Source organism: Streptomyces sp. NBC_00353, assembly GCF_036108815.1.
Lineage (GTDB): Bacteria > Actinomycetota > Actinomycetes > Streptomycetales > Streptomycetaceae > Streptomyces.
Genome location: NZ_CP107985.1, coordinates 1044033 through 1059897, shown reverse-complemented (window position 1 = coordinate 1059897; position 15865 = coordinate 1044033). Strand labels below are relative to the sequence as shown.

The window sequence follows — 15865 nt, the reverse complement described above, 5'->3', positions numbered from 1 at the left end:
TGATGCGGGTGTCGATCTCGTCGCGGATGCGGGGTACGACGGTGATCGGGGCGCCTTCAGGGTCGGCGACGGGCCAGTCGAGGCGGCGACGGCCGGTGGGCTGCTCCGGCCGCGAGACGTTTCGGGCAGAACGGGGGGTAAGCCATGACAATCCCCCTCGCTGGGGTCCGGGTCCAAGGGGTCAGGCCGGGCTGGTGTCAGCTCGGAGTGATGTGAAAGTATCAGCCCATGATGACGTCAGTCGACACTGACCTGATCCGGGTTCTGGCCGACCCGCTCAGGCTCCGGATCGTGACCCTGCTCGCCCGGGAGACGCTCTGCACCACGCACCTGGTCGAGGAGACGGGTGCCAGGCAGACCAACCTCTCCAACCACCTGAAGGTGCTGCGGGAGGCGGGAGTGGTCGAGACGGAGCCGTGTGGCCGGTTCACCTACTACCGGCTCAAGCCTGATGTCATCGCCTCCCTCGCCGGCCAGTTCGCCGACCTCGCGGAAGCCGCGCGCGCCACCGCTGAAAGCAATGTCAAGCGGTCCTGCCCCTGATCCCCGTCGCCCGAGGCGACAGCACCGAGGAGTCTTTGTTGACCGCCACCCACGAGTCCGCCACGGGGTCCCACATAGCGGCCGAACCGCAGCCGGCGCCGGGCGCCACCCCGCCCCGTACCCCGCTGGTCGCCAAGGCAGCCGCCGAACTGTGCGGTACGGCGGCCCTGGTGGCGGTCGTGGTCGGCTCCGGCATCCAGGCCACCGAGCTGACCCACGACGTCGGTCTCCAACTGCTGGCCAACTCCCTGGCCACCGTCTTCGGGCTCGGCGTCCTGATCACGCTGCTCGGCCCGGTCTCCGGCGCGCACTTCAACCCCGCCGTCACGCTGGCCGAGTGGTGGACCACCCGGCGCGGCGGCGCCGGAGTCACCCTTCGGGAGGCGGCCGTGTACGTCCCCGCGCAGATCGTCGGTGCGATCGCAGGCGCCGTTCTGGCCGATGCGATGTTCGGCGAGCCGCTGGTGAAGTGGTCCACCCACGACCGCTCTGCCGGGCACCTACTGCTGGGCGAAGTCGTCGCCACCGCCGGACTGATCCTGCTGATCTTCGGCCTGGCCCGCACCGACCGCCTGCGCTTTGCCCCCGTGGCCGTTGCCTCGTACATCGGCGCCGCCTACTGGTTCACGTCCTCGACGTCCTTCGCCAACCCGGCGGTGACGATCGGCCGCGCTTTCACCGACACCTTCGCGGGCATCGCACCGGGCTCTGTCGCGGGCTTCATCGGCGTGCAGCTCGTCGGCGCGGTGGTGGGGCTGGCGCTGGTGGCGCTCATCTTCATGCCAGGTCGGGACGCCGCCGAGCAGCCCGCCGTATGACGCGGGGACCCAGGTCGTAGCGATCGGCGGCGACCGGACCGGGCTCGCCGCCGCATACCACGCGCGCCGACTCGGCCTGGACTTCGTCATCTCGATGCCGGGTTCCCGCCGGGCAGCAGACCTGGGCTCGCTGCACCTGTTCTCCCCGGCCGCGTTCTACTCGCTGCCGGGATGGCTCATGCCGGCGCAGGCGGGCGAGGAGGATCCGGACACGGCGTACGTGCTGTCGTACCTGCGCGACTACGAGAATCGCTACGATCTTCCCGTCCAGCGGTCGGTGCGCGTCGCGGGCGTACTCCCGGACGGCGAACCGCACCCGTACGGGTGGCGATCGGCGTCCGGCCGCGCATTCGGCATCCGGCTGACCGCCTCGCCCCGCCACAAGGCCGGCTGGCATTGGCGGCCACTGATCGTTCAGCTTGTCAAAGTGCCCTGGTGGAAGTACATGCGCCAGCCCGCTTCCGTCAGCCGCCACACGGAGCTGCGCCATGCTCGTTGCCCGCTGTGGTCGGCGAAGTACGTCAGATGAACGATGCCGGGAGCGAGTACGGCCCCCGACATCTCGCTGACCTTCACCGGAGCTTCGGGGACCACCGAACCGTCACTCGTCACCGTGAGAATCGACGTCGCGTCCCAACGCCGCCCCGACGCTCCGATCTCGAGGAACTCCGGGTCCAGGAGCTCCGAGACCAGGGACCGCGAAGCACGCACGTCAGGGTCAAGAAGCCGCATCTCCGCCGCAACGGCCGCTTGAACGGCACGCTCACTCTCGTCTGCCATCCCTGATCTTCGCAGGGAATCCCGGCCTTCAGGCCGGGCGGGAATGCGATCCTTGGCCCGGAGGCGCGGAGCGCCCTGCGTTGTCAGTGGCGCCAGCTATGTTGACCGTACTGACCGCAAAGGGGGGGTGGGTTGGATGATTCGTGCGTACAAGTTTCTGATGCGGCCCACCGCCCGGCAGGCGGTCGCGCTCGGTGAGATGCTGCGCGATCATTGTTCCCTGTACAACGGGGCGTTAGAGGAACGGCGCGATGCCTACCGTCATCCCTCGAAGACGAGCATCAGGTACGGGGTGCAGTCCGGGCAACTGAAGGACATCCGGGCGTTCGATCCGGAGCGTCAGGGGCGTTGGTCGTTCTCCTCGCAGCAGGCCACTTTGCGCCGGTTGGACAAGGCGTTCGCGGCGTTCTTCCGCCGGGTCGCAGCCGGTCTGGCGCCGGGGTATCCGCGTTTTCGTGGGGTGAGCTGGTTCGACACGGTGGAGTTCCCGAAGGACGGCGACGGGGTCCGGTGGGACTCCACCCCGCACGACCGGGTCACCCGCGTCCGCTTCCAGGGCATCGGGCATGTCAAGGTCAACCAGCACCGGCCCGTGGCCGGCAAGGTCAAGACCGTCTCGGTCAAGCGTGAGGGCCGCAAGTGGTTCGTCGTGCTGACTGCCGAACAGGACCAGCCCGAACGGCTCCCGGCAACGGGCAGCATGGTCGGCATCGACCTGGGCATCGCGAACTTCCTCGCCGACTCGGGCGGCGGGTTCGTGCCCAACCCGAGGCACGCTCGCAAGGCCGCTGTGAAGCTTCAGGCCGCGCAACAGGCCCTGTCCCAGTTCCCGCGGCGCAAGGCGAAGGACCGTACCCGCAACCACCAGCGTGCGGTGGAGAAGGTCGTGTCCCTGCACGGCAAGGTGCGGCGCCAGCGGCTCGACCACGCGCACAAGACCGCCCTCCACCTGGTCCGCGAGCACGACTTCATCGCGCACGAAGACCTCAAGATCCGCAACATGAGCAAGGCGCCCGCACCGAAGCCCGACCCCGAGGTCCCCGGCAGTTTCCTGCCCAACGGGGCCACGGCCAAGGCCGGACTCAACCGTTCCATCACAGATGCTGGTTGGGGGGTGTTCCTCGCGATCCTGAATGCCAAGGCTGAGAGTGCCGGGCGGGAAGTGATGGCCGTGGACCCCCGCAACACCTCCCGGCGGTGTCCCGCATGCGGGCACACCGCGAAGGAGAACCGGCCCACACAGGCGAAGTTCCACTGCACCGCGTGCGGCCACACCGCGCACGCCGACACGGTGGGCGCCCTGAACGTTCTACGGGCCGGGCTGGTCCGTCGCAACGCCGACACGGCTTAGTGAGAAGCCCCGGCGTTCACGCCGGGGAGGAGTCACGCACGGACCCTACGGACGTTCTCCATCACGTCACAGCGAATTAGGTTCGCCCGAAGGACAGGGCTGGTAACTCCGCCGGAGGGCAGCGGACGGCGCCGGGTGCGTAGACCCTGGTGCTGGGTGGACGCGGACGGAGAGGATGGCCGTGATGTCAGCGACGGTGCGCTTGAGCCAGAACCGGAGAACGGGCAGCACCCGGCCTACGGCACCCGCCACGGTGATCACCGGTAGCCATGCCCCTCCCGTACCAACAGGAGCAAGATCTAGGCGAGTTCCGTGAGCAACTCCGCCAGGTGGTCGACGAATTCGGTGAGCCGGTCCAGTCGTGATCCGCTGCGGGCTATACGGAATCCGTGTCGGCGGCCCCAGAACGCAGCCTGGACGGCATGGAACTGGGCCCAGCGTCGGGCACGTTCGCGGTCGAGTTCCGCGGCCTCGGCAAAGACGTACAGCGTGCGGTGGACAGCCTTGCGCAGATCGTCCGACTTGAGGAGTGTCAGCGCGCGCGACTTGAGCAGCGTGCCGCCGTCGTAGGCGGGGTCTCCTGCAAATCCCTTGGGGTCAACGGCCAGCCATGGCTCACGGTCGGCGCGCAGGATGTTTCGGGCGTGGAGATCGCCGTGGATGAGGGTGTCCGGCTGGACGCGGCCCAGCTCGCGAACGGTCGCTACAGCGGCGTCCACCACGTAACGCGACAGTGTGTGCGCCAGCTCCCCGGCATCCTTGCGCAGCTGCGCCTCCCAGACGTCGGCCTGCTCGCCCAGCCGGGGCAGGCCAGGCGGCGCGGGGATGGCCAGCCGGCGACTGATCCGCCCTGCGACAGTCACGACCTCATCGCCGTTGTGAACCTCTGCAAGTGTCGACGTCCGGATCCGCTCCAGCAGCATCGCGAACCGCTCGTCGTCGCGCTCGTACAGCAGGACAGCTCCGCGGCCGCCCCACGCCGAAAACGCGTCCGGTTCGTGCACGTTGCCGGGGTGCGGAAACGACACCTTCAGCACGGCGGTCCCTTCAGCCCGCCGTCGCACCGGGACGATGACCCCGACACCCCCGTGCATCACCCCGCCATCCGGCACGCACCCCCAGCGCTCCAGCAGCTCCTCTACGATCCCGGGCAGTTCGGCGAGCCACGCCGCCCCGCGCTCTCCCTCACGCTCGACGGTGCTCCGCGCGAACACCTCTGGTATCCCGATCATCCAGGCACCCTACGCGCCGGCCGCGAACACCCGGCCCTGTCGAAACTCGGGTCCGGCACAACTTCTGCGGAACCGTCAGGCTGCGTGACCGGCTGCCATGGCGTCGGCGAGCTGGATGACAGGATCTCCGGCCGTCCGGTGTTGGGACTGATCCGTCGGCCAGGTCGAGAACCCGTCATCAGCCCACCGGGGAACCACATGGAAGTGCAAATGAGGGACCGACTGCTCGGAGCCGGGGCCGCTTGCACTGAGGATGTTCACGCCGCCGGCCTCCAATGCAGTCCGCATCGTTCCGGAAAGGCGCTGGACCAGCGCCATGGTCTCGGCCAGTACCTCCGGCGGCGTATCGAAGATGTCCACGTAGTGGGATGTCGGAATCACCAGGGCGTGCCCCGGCGCGAGTGGATCAAGTGGAGCGAAGGCAGCCACCGTGGGGCCGCGGAATATCCAACGAGCCGAGTTTTCGCTGATCAAGCAGCAGAACACACAGGTCATACGGCCTGACGTTGCCAGAACCGGGCGGCGCTCACCAGCCAATTCCTTCGCCCGGACGACACAGGACTTCGGAGTAACCGGGCAGTCGCGCAATGCCACAGGCTCAGTGCTTGGAGACGGTGTTGACGTAATGGGTGCCGCTGTCGTAGAGGCCGTTCACAGACTTCTGTACATCCGCCAGGGACTGGGCCTTGTCGGCGTTGTAGTAGAACCAGTTGACCTGCATGTCCCAGGCGCGCGGACCCGTGAAGGGGAGGTCCACGAACCAGGTATTGAAGTTGATGGACATGTTCTGGCGTGGGAAGTACTTGCCGCCGCTGCTGAACAGCTTGTGGCCGTCCACCGAGTAGGTGGCCACGCCGTGCACGGCCGTGATCACCATGGTGTGCCAGCCCTGAAGGCTGGAGACCAGTTTGTGTGTGACCCGGTCCCCGGTGTCGGCGCTGTACCAGCTCGTGGTGTCGAGTTTGGGACCCGGCGCACCCCAGCCCCCGTTCGGCATGTACTCGTTGTCGAGTTCGCTGTAGCGCGAGTTGTTGGGCGAGATCGTGTAGAAGGACTCGTTGACGTGGTCGCCGTTGCGACCACTCGTGGGCTTGTCGTTGAAGTAGATCCGGGCGGCGTAGGTCCCCGTCAGGAAGTCGGTGCCGCTGCTCTGCACCTCGGCCTGCTTGGTGCTCGCCTTTGTCCCGTCGGTGCTGGCCCGCAGTTGCATGACCTGGCCGCCCGCAGCGGTTTTCTCGACCGGGAAACTGACGCCGGCGGCCGACCATGTGTCGCGGATCCCCGGACCGCCCGGGCTGGTACGCACCAGCCAGCCGTGGGCGTGGAGTGCGGGATCGTCGGGGCCGCTGTAGTGGAAGTCGTCGAACACGATCCCGCGCGGGTGAGCAGGCCTCGGGCGCGGAACGGACGAGCCCGGTGCGGACGCAACAGAGTGGCCGGTGGAGCCGGTGGAGCCGGTGGAGCCGGTAGATCCGGTGTAGTCGGCACGGCCGGTGGGCTCGTCCCCCCAGACATGCGCACCGCGCAGGTACGCGGTCACCGTCCTCGACGCCTGAAAGGTGGTGTCAGCGGCATTGAATGAACGGTCGTTCAGCTGGTTCAGCTTCCTGCCGTCGGGGCGATACAGCTGCAGTCCGATGGCCCCGCTCTTGGCGCCGGGTGCCAGGCTGCCGGCGCCCGTCGTGAAGCTGATCTGGAGGTAGCGGTCGGCGGTGGTGCCGGGATCGGCCGGCGCGACAGTCTCCCCGGCGATGTTCGAGCAGCCGACAGCGGCCTGGACGCAGTTGAACGCGTACGAGGAAGCCCCGTCTCCGGTGAAGTAGTAGCGAATCGTCACGTCTGACAGGAGCACCCTCTTTTTGGAGGTGTTGACAACTTCCAGCCATGGCTGGGCCACCGCGGCCGTGGCAGGGCTCCCCGCCTTGTACCGGATGGTGAGCTGCGGGGGCGCTTGATGCGCGGCACGCCACTCGGGATAGAGCGCGAGGCCACCGGCGGCAACGGCGATCACCAGGAGCAGCGTCTTGAACACGGTCCACGCACGACGTCGAGGCCTGCGGTCATCAGGACGGACAGGGCGGACGGTAGGGCGGGCAGTGCCCACAAAGGCTCCCAGTGCAGATGGAGGGGCGGTACCGGGACCGGCGCGGGTGACGGTGGCCGACGCCGTCCTCCGTGAGCGCGCAGGACTGAACGCTCAGGAAGGAAAGCGGCGGCACTCTCCGTCGCACCGCCGCAACGGGTCGTCGGCTGCGCGGGTACCCGCATGTGCCGGCCTTCGGACGGTCCCGAAGCCGAACGGAGCGGCGCCTACTGGACGACCTGCGTCTGGGGGGCAGGGAAATCGAAGACCGGCCGTGCAACTCCGTCGTCCGGGCTGTACGCGGGTCCGCTCCGTGAGTTCGCGGTGCCGGCCTGGTGGGGGATTGCGAGGGACGGGACCGGAGCACCGCCGCGGCCCTCGGGAGCTTCGATGTCCTCGCCGACCTCGATCTTGGCGCGGGTGCCCCATTTGGTGTGGCGCAGGGTCGCCAGGGACCACAGGCGCAGCGGCAGCAGCAGCGTGATGTTGAGCAGCGCGTACAGCGGAGCGGCCAGGAACGTCAGCACGCGGTCGACGAGCCCGACCATGGCGGCGCCGCGCAGGTAGTGGATGGAGCGCACCCACGACATGACACACATGTAGCCGATGTAGCTGGCGAGCAGGGCCCAACCGGTCGGGTGCAGCGCGATGGCCACGAGGGCGGTGATCATGGCCGCGGTGAAGGCGACCCAGGTGACGAGCTCGATCAGATTGAGCCACCAGTACATACGGCTCAGCCGGAACTTGGCGAAGAGCAGGAACCCTTCGCGGATGAAGGACTTGCCCCAGCGGACCTGCTGGCGGATGTAGTGCCCGAGTCGTTCGGGGACGTCGGTGTAACCGACAGCGCACGGCTGGATGAGGGACTTGCCCTCGGTGAGGCAGTAGTACGTGAGGCGCCGGTCGTCACCGAAGGTCGCGGGGCGACCGAGGAACCGCTGGTCGAGGAAGTCGTCGAGATTCTTGCGTATGACCCATCCCCGGTACATCGCGAGGGAGCCACAGGCGCACAGGACGGAACCGAGACGGGAGTAGGCGACCCGTTCGCCGAGGAAGGCGTTGACGTACCGCATGTCGATCAGGCGCGTGAGGAGGTTGGTGTCGCGGTTGTGGGCGAGGACCAACCCGGTGACGCAATGGACGCGGCGCTCCCCGAAGGGTTCGGCGAGTTCGGCGACGGCGTGCTTGTCGAGCACCGTGTCGGAGTCGATGCACAGATACGCGTCCGCGAGCAGGTCCTGCCGGAAGCCTGCGGCGAGTCCGTGGCGCTTGCCGCGGTTGTCGGGGAACCGGATGAAGTCGAGACGGATTCCGGCCCGGTCGAACTGCGGGCGCATCTCCCCGATGAGGGCAGCGGCCGACTGGTCGGCGGAGCAGTCGTCGATGACCGTCAAAGACTGAGGCGGAAGGGTCTGCGCGAGGATTGATTCCAGGCAGCGCCTCAGCATCGCGGGGGATTCGTTGTACACCGTGACGACCCCGTGAATGTTGAGCCGATGGCTCGTTTTCCTGAATGTGAGCCCGGGGCTGCGGCGTCGGCGGATGGACAGGAGCAACTTGATACCGAGGAGAGAGCCGACGGCCACCCCGTACCAGTGCAATTGGCGCCAGGACGAGTAGATCTGGTCCCAGGCGTGTATGAGGGTCTGCATGACGAGTGAGGACTCCCTGACATCGTCGATTTGCTCGTACCCGGATAAGTATTGAACTCATGTGTCCGAAATGGGGATATTTTGTCTGAGACATGCGACACACGATGCCTCCGCTGCGCCCGCGAGCAGGTTTGAGCACGCCGCATTCCCGGGCGCGGGCGGTTATTCGATCCCTCTGGGAGCAGGATTTTTGTTGTGAATGTATAAGGCCTGTCGCCTTGAGCTCCGCTAGCTTGCGTCCCCGTATCTGAGGGCGGAGTTCCGCGTTCACCGATGTGTGATCGTCTGTTCTGAGCGTCGACATCGAGCGCGACAGGCATGGGAAATCGCGTCCACCTGGCCTGCGCCTGGCCAGACGCAGCGGCGCCGTTGTAGGTGGGGTCCACCTGCAAGGACACTGGCCGCCCTCGACGGCTGCCGGGGCGCGGGACGGTGCGCTGCTCGCGTCCCAGATGCCGGACAGGGGGAAGCTGACCAGGCCGCGCGGGTCGTACTGGGTCAGAACGACGAGGTGGCCGGGGACCGGGTTTCCCGGGTGTGCAGCAGGGCGTCATGGACGGTGCAGCCGGCGGTGCAAGTCCGAGACTGTCAGGTGCTCCCGGTGATCTTCACGACGGAGTCGGTGACTTTGGTGGCCAATCAGAAGCCCCGGCAGGGCGCAACTTGCGGGGCTATATTTTTTTCTGACGCTATCGGCACTTCTTATGGGGGACATCCCACGTCAACACTTAATGTGACCTGGCGGTTACCCCTGCCTAAGGGAACCCCGGAAGGGCGCCCGGATCTTACTTGTGGAATGGCGAGTGAACACGTTGGGCTACGGGCTGGCTCCCCACAGTGTCGCCCTTTCCCATGAACAAACATGAGCCGATTCATCGGTAACCGCTGCCCAAACTCGGTTCTGGCACACCGGAATGTGTGCCAGAACCGAGTTTGGGCAGCGGTTGTTCAGTACGTCGGACAGCACCGTGCCGTGGGGTTGTTCGATTGCCTGGTGGGGCCTTGGGGCTACTCCTTAGGGGCGGAAGGTGCGGCGGTAGGTGTCGGGTGGGACGCCGACGGTGCGGTGGAAATGGCGACGCAGGGTGGTGGCGGTGCCCATGCCTGTGGCCGCGGCGATGGTGTCCACGGTGGCGTTGGTGGTTTCCAGCAGTTCCTGGGCGTGGCGGATGCGCTGGGTGTGGAGCCACTGCAGTGGTGTGGTGCCGGTGAGGTGTTTGAAGTGGCGGCTGAGGTGGCGTGAGCTCATGCGGGCCTGGCGGGCCAGATCCTCTACCGTGAGCGGTTGGTCCAGTCGCTCCAGCGCCCAGGGGAAGAGCTCGTCCAGGGGGTGGCTGCCCGGGGCGGGGACGGGGGTTGCGATGAACTGGGCCTGGCCGCCGTCGCGGTGTGGCGGGATGACCAGACGGCGGGCGATCTTGTTGGCGATGGCCGAGCCGTGATCGAGGCGGACCATGTGCAGGCATAGGTCCATGGCGGCGGCCTTGCCTGCGGAGGTGAGGACGTCGCCGTTATCGACGTAGAGGACGTTTGGATCGACGCTGGCCGCTGGGTGGCGCCGGGCCAGTTCCCGCGTGTGGGCCCAGTGTGTGGTGGCGCGCCTGCCGTCGAGCAGTCCTGCCGCGCCCAGGACGAAGGCGCCCGTGCACAGTGAGGCCACGCGGGCGCCGGCCGCGTGAGCGGCGCGCACCGCCCCGACCAGCTCGGCGGGCGGTTCGCGATCCGTGTCGGCCCAGCCGGGGACGATCACCGTGTCCGCGTGTGCGAGGTGGTCGAGTCCGTGGTCGGGTTCCAGGCGGAAGCGGTCGACGCGCACCGGACCGCTCCCGCAGAGGGAGAAGTCGTACCAGGGGTCCACGATGTGGGTCAGGTCGGCCCCGAAGACCTCGACGGCCACGGACAGTTCGTAGTGGAGCATGCCGTCGGTGACGGCCAGCGCGACAGTGGGCATGTCCGAAACTGTACGTAGCATGTCGTTTCCGACGCTCGTGCGGGGTGCTGCCGCGAGGACAGGATGTGGGTGTCAGGCCGCAGCGGATCGACATCGCAGCGGGCGTTCGAGTGCACGGGAGCAGTCTCATGGGGTCAGGTCAGCTGGTGGCCGTGTTCGGCGCGTACGGTCACACCGGGCGGTTCGTGGTGGCGGAGCTGGTCGCGCGTGGGTTCGTCCCGGTGCCGTCCGGGCGCAACGCGCAGGTTTTGGAGGAGCTGGCCGACAAGCACGGGCTGGAGGCCCGGGTGGCGTCGGTCGAGGAGCCGGCCTCGCTGGACCGGGCCCTGGCGGGAACGGCGGCGGTCATCAACTGCGCCGGCCCCTTCGCCTCGACGGCCGGCCCTGTGATCGAGGCCGCGCTGCGCGCGGGGATCCCGTACCTGGACGTGGCCGCCGAGCTCGAGGCAAACCTCGACACCTTCGCCCACTACCGCGAGCGGGCCCGGGACGCGGGAGCGGTGATCGTCCCGGCTATGGCCTTCTTCGGCGGTCTCGGCGACCTGCTGGCCACCGCGGCGATGGGCGACTGGACCGAAGCCGACGAGGTACACATCGCCTACGCGCTCAGCAGCTGGCACCCCACCGCCGGCACTCGGCTCTCGGGCGCGGTCTCCCGCGAGCGGCGTGGTGCCAACCGCTTGCGCTACAGCGGCGGACAGTGGGAGCACCGCACCGACGACGCGCCCACCCTGGAGTGGAGCTTCCCGGATCCGATGGGACCCCGGCCGGTGATCGGGGAGTTCACGATGGCGGACGTCGTCACTGTCCCCCAGCACCTGTCCATCCCCGACGTGACCACCTACATGACCGCCGAGGCTGCTCGAGACGTCGCCGTCCCCCACGCACCAGCCCCGACCGCCGCCGACGAGAGCGGGCGCTCGGACCAGACCTTCCTCGTCGACGTCGTCGTGCGCTCGGGCGGAGCCGAACGCCGGGCCACGGCCAGCGGCCAGGACATTTACGCCGTCACCGCGCCCCTTGTCACCGAGGCCCTCGAGCGCGTCCTGACCGGCCGCGCCAAGACCATCGGCGTCGCCTCCGCCGGCGAGATCTTCGACGCCCCGGACTTCCTGCACGCGCTCGCCCCGCACATCGCACTCGACCTGAACCCGCAGAAGCAGACTGCTTGACTCAGCCATCCGCCCGGCTGTCGGCCGCGCCCTCAGCGAGCCGTGACGACATAGGCGTCGGCGTCCTCGTTCGATTCCCTCACCTTCACAGGCGCTGTCCGACGTGCTGACCAACCGCTGCCCAAACTCGGGTTCTGGTCCAACTTCTGTGGAGCGCTCACGCTCTGTAACCGGTTGGGGCCTGATGCCCCTTCGTGACTCGTTGACAGACCTGTTTGGGATCATGCCCGCATGGACTTCGACCTCACTCCACCGACCGGCGTTGGCCCCTTGCGGATCGGTATGACTCGCCACGCGGCCAACACGGCGCTGGACTCGCTCCGCGATCTCGCTGCGATCTCGGAGTCTGACCGGCCGGGGCAGCACGTGTTCCGTCCCAGCGGGCTGATGATCAGCATCCATTGCGTGCGCGACATGCTTGAAGCCATCGAGCTGGGAAGGCCGTCGTCCCAGACGGACCGAGTGTTGTTCCAGGGTGTGGACGTGTTCGCGCTTCCGGCCCGCGAGGTTGTCCGGCGCGTCGGTGGGTTCACCTCGATCGAGGAAGATCCTGACGATGATGCTTCATTCATCGCCCCGGACTTGCTGCTGAGCTTCTGGCGTCCGTTCGCAGCTGACGATGAGCCGGATGAAGAACAGGGCTACTGCTTTAGCTCGGTCCTGCTGGCACGGCCTGGCTACTACGACACCCCTGCTCAGGCTGCGGAGCGCCTCCGGCAGAGCTCGTGACGGGCCGGTCAGGAGGCCAGCAGGACTCGCTTCCGCAACAAACCGAAGCCGGCCCGGCCATACATCTGGCGCTTGATCATTTTGATCCGGTTGACGTGGCCTTCGACGACGCCGGAGCTCCAGGGCAGTGTCAGGCCGGCGGTGACGGCGGCGAGATCCCGTTCGAGGCCGTTGACGAAGGCGTGGAGGCTGGGGAGGTCGTCGGCGCGGACCGCTTTGATCCACTGTGGGAGCTGGTTGCCCTGGAGCTGGGTGAGCATCTTGCCGAACGCGCGGACGTGTCCGGTGAGGGCATCCAGTTCGGGGCAGCCGGCGAGGACGGATTTCAGCTTCAGGCGCTCACTCTCAGGCAGGGTGTCGGGGTGAGTGAGGATCCAGCTGGCGACTGTGCGTGGGGACGGTGGCCGGGCTGCTGGTCCGGTTGGGGTTGTGCGAAACGGCTGGAGGTAGGCGCGGACGGCTCCGTAGCCGCCGGTGTAGCCGTGTTTCTTGATCTCTTCCCAGAGGGTCCAGGCGTTCGTGCAGCCCTCGGCCCATCGCTCGTGTAGGTAAGGCCTGAAGTCGTCGAGCTTGGTCCTTCGGTTTTGCCACTGCCCCTGGAACAGGGTTTCTGGGGTCGCGGCGTCTGCCAGCCGCTGGACGGTTCGATAGGTCATGCCGAGCTGACGCTGGATTGAGCGGCGGCTGTGGCCGGCGGCCAGCAGCGCATGGACGGTGGCGTGCTTGGCGCGGGTGCGGTCGGCGAACCGGTGCCCGGTGGGCCATGGCGAATCACTGTCGGCCGATTCTGGTGCCAGGGCCTCCTCTGAGGGCGGCTCGGCGGTGGTCGCGCGAAGGCAAGGGCGGTGGAGGGATACGCACCGCTCGGCCGCTTCGCCGAGGTTGCGCCACAGGTGGAATCGGTCGGCGACCTGGACGGCAGTGGGCGCTCCGATGCTGGCGCCTTCGGCGAAGAACGGGGCGCGGTCTCGGCAGACGACCTCGATCCCCGGGCGTTCGGCCAGCCAGGCCGCGACGGTGCCCGCCTCGCGATCCGGTAGGAGGTCTACCGGCCTGCGGGTCTCGACGTCGACCAGCACAGTCCCGTAAACACGCCCTTTGTGCATCGCGTACTCATCAACGCCGACCACTCGTGGGATCCGCGGTTGCGGCTCTGGGAGAGCGTCCACCAGCCGTAGGACCGTGTTCCGGCTGACCTTTGCCCCGAAGACGTCGGCCAGACGGGCGCCAGCGCGGCCGCCCAGAGCGAGGCCGACCTCGGCCAGCACCGACCGCATGCGTTCGGTTCGTTGGCTGTGCCGACGGGTGAGGCCCGCGACCTGTTCGACAAATGTCTGCCGTTCGCAGGAAGCGTCCACGCAGGTGAAGCGCCGGACACGAAGCTGCAGCATCACCCGGCGCCCTGTCACGGGGAGGTCAGCAGGAAACCGCAGGTAGGAGCCGTGCACTCGCCCTGACCAGCTTCCGCAGCCTGGGCAACGAGCCTGCGTCGTCCGACATCTGACACCGACTCGGATCACCTCGCCGTCGCCCTGCACCGACACCACCGTGATCTCCGGAGTCGCCAGGAAGAGTAGCTCTTCCAGCCGGAGCAGTACCTCGCACACAGTCCAGCAGCATCAGCCCGGACGAGGTCGTCACTGGCACTTTCCAGACGATCTCGCCGGACGAATCAGCAAGATCAACGGTCACAGGGAGTAGGCACACCACAGAAGTTGGACCAGAACCCAAACTCGGCTCTGGCACACATTCCGTGAAGGATCTTCAGAGCTGCCGTCAGCAGGAGGCGCGAGTCACGTGACCTGCGCGGACCACACGTCACCGGGCTTCGGTGAAGCCGGACTCGAGATCGCTCACGGAATGTGTGCCAGAACCCCGAACTCATCGACAAAAGCTGTCACTGCCAGTGAGCGGAGCCAGGTGGCTTCGATTTCGCCAGGAACAGCGTTTGCCGATGGGGTGCGGAAGCAGTTGGTGGTCAACCGCTCGTGAATGTCGAGGAGGCACGGCGGCACGTGTCCGGTCTCAATGAGGGCTGATCGATGTCGTCGAACCTGGTGATCGGTAGGTTGTCCCGCCGAACATTGACTTTCCTGTCCAAAGGGGTGGGGGCCGGGATGGAAGACCTGGACATCGTGATCATTAGCCGCGTGGGCTGCTGATCCGTTCGGGTTGGATCACATAGATCACCCGGACCTGGTCGCGGCCGCCGAACCATGGGTAGGGCCCGCCGAGATACTTCTGCGCTAGGGCCTCGATGTGGTCGACCGCCCCCTCGGTGGTCACACGCACCACACGGCCGCGGATCTGGACGTAGGAGGCCGGTTCCGAGGGGTCGGCGATCGCGACGGCAACCCGCGGGTCGCGTGCGATGTTTCGGGTCTTTTGATGCGACTGAACGCTGTTGATCAGAACGTGCTCGCCGTCGGTGTCGACCCATGTCTGGGTGAGCTGGGGCGAGCCGTCGGGCATCGTGGTAGCGATGTAGCAGGTGCTGGGGCGGCGCAGCAGCGCCACCACTTCCTCGCTGAGGGGCACGGGCACGGGGGTTCTCCAGGGGGCGGTTCGGTGGGGTGCTGGGGCAACGGTAGCCACGGCAGGGAACCCGGCCCCCGCCCCCCTGAACTTTCGGTCACCGGTTGTGCGGATCCAGAGCGGTCGCCCGGGGCGGCAGCTGCTTGCGTGTCTCCGACCAGGCCGAATCCAATGCCTTCCGCACCGTCCGCCACGTGCTTGCGCTCAAGCTCCCGCATCGATGTGCCGCAGCCGTGGTCACGCAGGATCGCCGCGCACAGCTCGACCTGTTGCGGACGGACCGTGGATGCGGTGTTCCACCGCACCACCTGCCGGCGCGCCTACCGGTGCGACGGCGACCAACTGGCCGAGCACGTGCCGCTGGAGCGAGAAGTGCACCTGTCAGTCACTGTTCTGTGCCAAGCCGAGGTTGCTGCACGGCCCCCGTGAGCGGCACCGTTAGCGTCGCACCCCATGAGTCCAACGCACCTTCCTTCTGCCGAGTACTACGCCTCCCTGCCCAAGCACATCGCCGGTGCGGGAGCAGTCATCCACGATGCAGCGGGCCGCATTCTTCTGGTCCAGCCGTCCTACCGCACCGACACCTGGGAGATCCCTGGCGGCGGACTGGACACGGGAGAGCACCCGCTGCAAGCGGTCCGGCGCGAGGTCAAGGAAGAGCTCGGCATCGACCTGACGCCGGGCCGGCTGCTGGCCGTCGACTGGGTGGCGGAACAGGCCGACGGCCGCCCGCCGCTGGTCAACTACCTCTTCGACGGCGGCCTGATCACCCAGGCCGAGGCCCGGACACGAATTCACCTCGACCCCGAAGAACTCACCGCATGGCAGTTGGCCACCCCCGAACAGTGGGACAGCCTGCTCGCCCCGCACATGGCCCGCCGCGTGCACGCCTGCTCCCGCGCCATGACCCAGGGCCTCACCGTCTACTTGCAGCACGGATTCGACCTCACCGGCCGCCAGACCTGACGCCCCACCACCCTTCCGGCCGGCGTACAGGGACCGACCGCAGGGAACGAATC

General features: G+C 67.5%; 15 protein-coding genes. 7 read left to right on the top strand and 8 right to left on the bottom strand.

From position 1 onward, the window contains the following. Window positions 1–228: 228 nt before the first annotated feature. The 3 genes from OHA88_RS05150 to OHA88_RS05140 all read left to right on the top strand — a co-directional run bounded on the left by OHA88_RS05150 (window position 229) and on the right by OHA88_RS05140 (window position 1890). Window positions 229–543: an ArsR/SmtB family transcription factor gene (locus OHA88_RS05150; RefSeq protein ID WP_328624419.1), complete on the top strand. Its 315-nt coding sequence runs from the start codon at window positions 229–231 to the stop codon at window positions 541–543. A gap of 38 nt (window positions 544–581) precedes the next feature. Then, entirely contained in the window at window positions 582–1361 is a 780-nt protein-coding gene (locus OHA88_RS05145; RefSeq protein ID WP_328624418.1) for an MIP/aquaporin family protein, read from the top strand. Window positions 1362–1455: 94 nt separating this feature from the next. Next, a complete protein-coding gene (locus OHA88_RS05140; RefSeq protein ID WP_328629956.1) occupies window positions 1456–1890 on the top strand; it encodes a hypothetical protein in 435 nt (144 codons plus the stop codon). Here OHA88_RS05140 and OHA88_RS05135 read toward each other — a convergent pair. After that, the gene (locus OHA88_RS05135) at window positions 1776–2093 is read right to left on the bottom strand and encodes a nuclear transport factor 2 family protein (protein ID WP_328629596.1); all 318 of its coding nucleotides are present in this window, start codon (window positions 2091–2093) and stop codon (window positions 1776–1778) included. The two genes, OHA88_RS05140 and OHA88_RS05135, sit on opposite strands and share 115 nt — an antisense overlap. 184 nt (window positions 2094–2277) lie before the next feature. Between OHA88_RS05135 and OHA88_RS05130 the strand changes: the two genes are divergently transcribed. Beyond that, a complete protein-coding gene (locus OHA88_RS05130) occupies window positions 2278–3492 on the top strand; it encodes an RNA-guided endonuclease InsQ/TnpB family protein (protein WP_328624417.1) in 1215 nt (404 codons plus the stop codon). A 299-nt stretch (window positions 3493–3791) separates the two neighbouring features. Here the strand turns inward: OHA88_RS05130 and OHA88_RS05125 are convergent, their stop codons facing one another. The 5 genes from OHA88_RS05125 to OHA88_RS05105 form a co-directional block, all read right to left on the bottom strand. Next, window positions 3792–4724 (bottom strand): aminoglycoside phosphotransferase family protein, encoded by a 933-nt coding sequence (locus OHA88_RS05125; protein ID WP_328624416.1) that lies wholly within the window; start codon window positions 4722–4724, stop codon window positions 3792–3794. Between the two features lie 75 nt (window positions 4725–4799). After that, on the bottom strand, window positions 4800–5318 hold the full coding sequence (locus OHA88_RS05120; RefSeq protein ID WP_328624415.1) for an HIT family protein: 519 nt from the start codon (window positions 5316–5318) through the stop codon (window positions 4800–4802). A gap of 4 nt (window positions 5319–5322) precedes the next feature. Beyond that, window positions 5323–6756, bottom strand: coding sequence for a cellulose binding domain-containing protein (locus tag OHA88_RS05115; protein ID WP_328624414.1), 1434 nt, complete (start codon window positions 6754–6756; stop codon window positions 5323–5325). A 278-nt stretch (window positions 6757–7034) separates the two neighbouring features. Next, on the bottom strand, window positions 7035–8459 hold the full coding sequence (locus OHA88_RS05110) for a glycosyltransferase (protein WP_328624413.1): 1425 nt from the start codon (window positions 8457–8459) through the stop codon (window positions 7035–7037). 1015 nt (window positions 8460–9474) lie between these two features. Further along, window positions 9475–10410 carry a helix-turn-helix domain-containing protein gene (locus tag OHA88_RS05105; RefSeq protein ID WP_328624412.1) on the bottom strand — a complete coding sequence of 312 codons (936 nt, stop codon included), beginning with the start codon at window positions 10408–10410 and terminating at the stop codon, window positions 9475–9477. Window positions 10411–10538: 128 nt separating this feature from the next. Between OHA88_RS05105 and OHA88_RS05100 the strand changes: the two genes are divergently transcribed. Further along, window positions 10539–11582, top strand: a complete 1044-nt coding sequence (locus OHA88_RS05100) for a saccharopine dehydrogenase family protein (protein WP_328624411.1) — start codon at window positions 10539–10541, stop codon at window positions 11580–11582. Between the two features lie 231 nt (window positions 11583–11813). Further along, window positions 11814–12311: a hypothetical protein gene (locus OHA88_RS05095; RefSeq protein WP_328624410.1), complete on the top strand. Its 498-nt coding sequence runs from the start codon at window positions 11814–11816 to the stop codon at window positions 12309–12311. An 8-nt stretch (window positions 12312–12319) separates the two neighbouring features. Here the strand turns inward: OHA88_RS05095 and OHA88_RS05090 are convergent, their stop codons facing one another. Together OHA88_RS05090 and OHA88_RS05085 are read right to left on the bottom strand one after the other, a co-directional pair. Next, window positions 12320–13918: an ISL3 family transposase gene (locus OHA88_RS05090; protein ID WP_443044176.1), complete on the bottom strand. Its 1599-nt coding sequence runs from the start codon at window positions 13916–13918 to the stop codon at window positions 12320–12322. 535 nt (window positions 13919–14453) lie between these two features. Further along, window positions 14454–14855, bottom strand: coding sequence for a PPOX class F420-dependent oxidoreductase (locus tag OHA88_RS05085; RefSeq protein ID WP_328624409.1), 402 nt, complete (start codon window positions 14853–14855; stop codon window positions 14454–14456). A gap of 444 nt (window positions 14856–15299) precedes the next feature. On the opposite strand from OHA88_RS05085, the gene OHA88_RS05080 reads away from it, so the two are divergent. Continuing rightward, window positions 15300–15812 carry an NUDIX hydrolase gene (locus OHA88_RS05080; protein WP_328624408.1) on the top strand — a complete coding sequence of 171 codons (513 nt, stop codon included), beginning with the start codon at window positions 15300–15302 and terminating at the stop codon, window positions 15810–15812. Window positions 15813–15865 lie beyond the last annotated feature (53 nt).

Excerpts from the sequence above, each read along its gene's own strand:
- OHA88_RS05080 (WP_328624408.1), top strand. The coding sequence starts at position 15,300 with ATGAGTCCAACGCACCTTCCTTCTGCCGAGTACTACGCCTCCCTGCCC.
- OHA88_RS05110 (WP_328624413.1), bottom strand. The coding sequence starts at position 8,459 with ATGCAGACCCTCATACACGCCTGGGACCAGATCTACTCGTCCTGGCGC.
- OHA88_RS05135 (WP_328629596.1), bottom strand. The coding sequence starts at position 2,093 with ATGCGGCTTCTTGACCCTGACGTGCGTGCTTCGCGGTCCCTGGTCTCG.
- OHA88_RS05100 (WP_328624411.1), top strand. The coding sequence starts at position 10,539 with ATGGGGTCAGGTCAGCTGGTGGCCGTGTTCGGCGCGTACGGTCACACC.
- OHA88_RS05150 (WP_328624419.1), top strand. The coding sequence starts at position 229 with ATGATGACGTCAGTCGACACTGACCTGATCCGGGTTCTGGCCGACCCG.
- OHA88_RS05105 (WP_328624412.1), bottom strand. The coding sequence starts at position 10,410 with ATGCCCACTGTCGCGCTGGCCGTCACCGACGGCATGCTCCACTACGAA.
- OHA88_RS05095 (WP_328624410.1), top strand. The coding sequence starts at position 11,814 with ATGGACTTCGACCTCACTCCACCGACCGGCGTTGGCCCCTTGCGGATC.
- OHA88_RS05130 (WP_328624417.1), top strand. The coding sequence starts at position 2,278 with ATGATTCGTGCGTACAAGTTTCTGATGCGGCCCACCGCCCGGCAGGCG.
- OHA88_RS05140 (WP_328629956.1), top strand. The coding sequence starts at position 1,456 with ATGCCGGGTTCCCGCCGGGCAGCAGACCTGGGCTCGCTGCACCTGTTC.
- OHA88_RS05125 (WP_328624416.1), bottom strand. The coding sequence starts at position 4,724 with ATGATCGGGATACCAGAGGTGTTCGCGCGGAGCACCGTCGAGCGTGAG.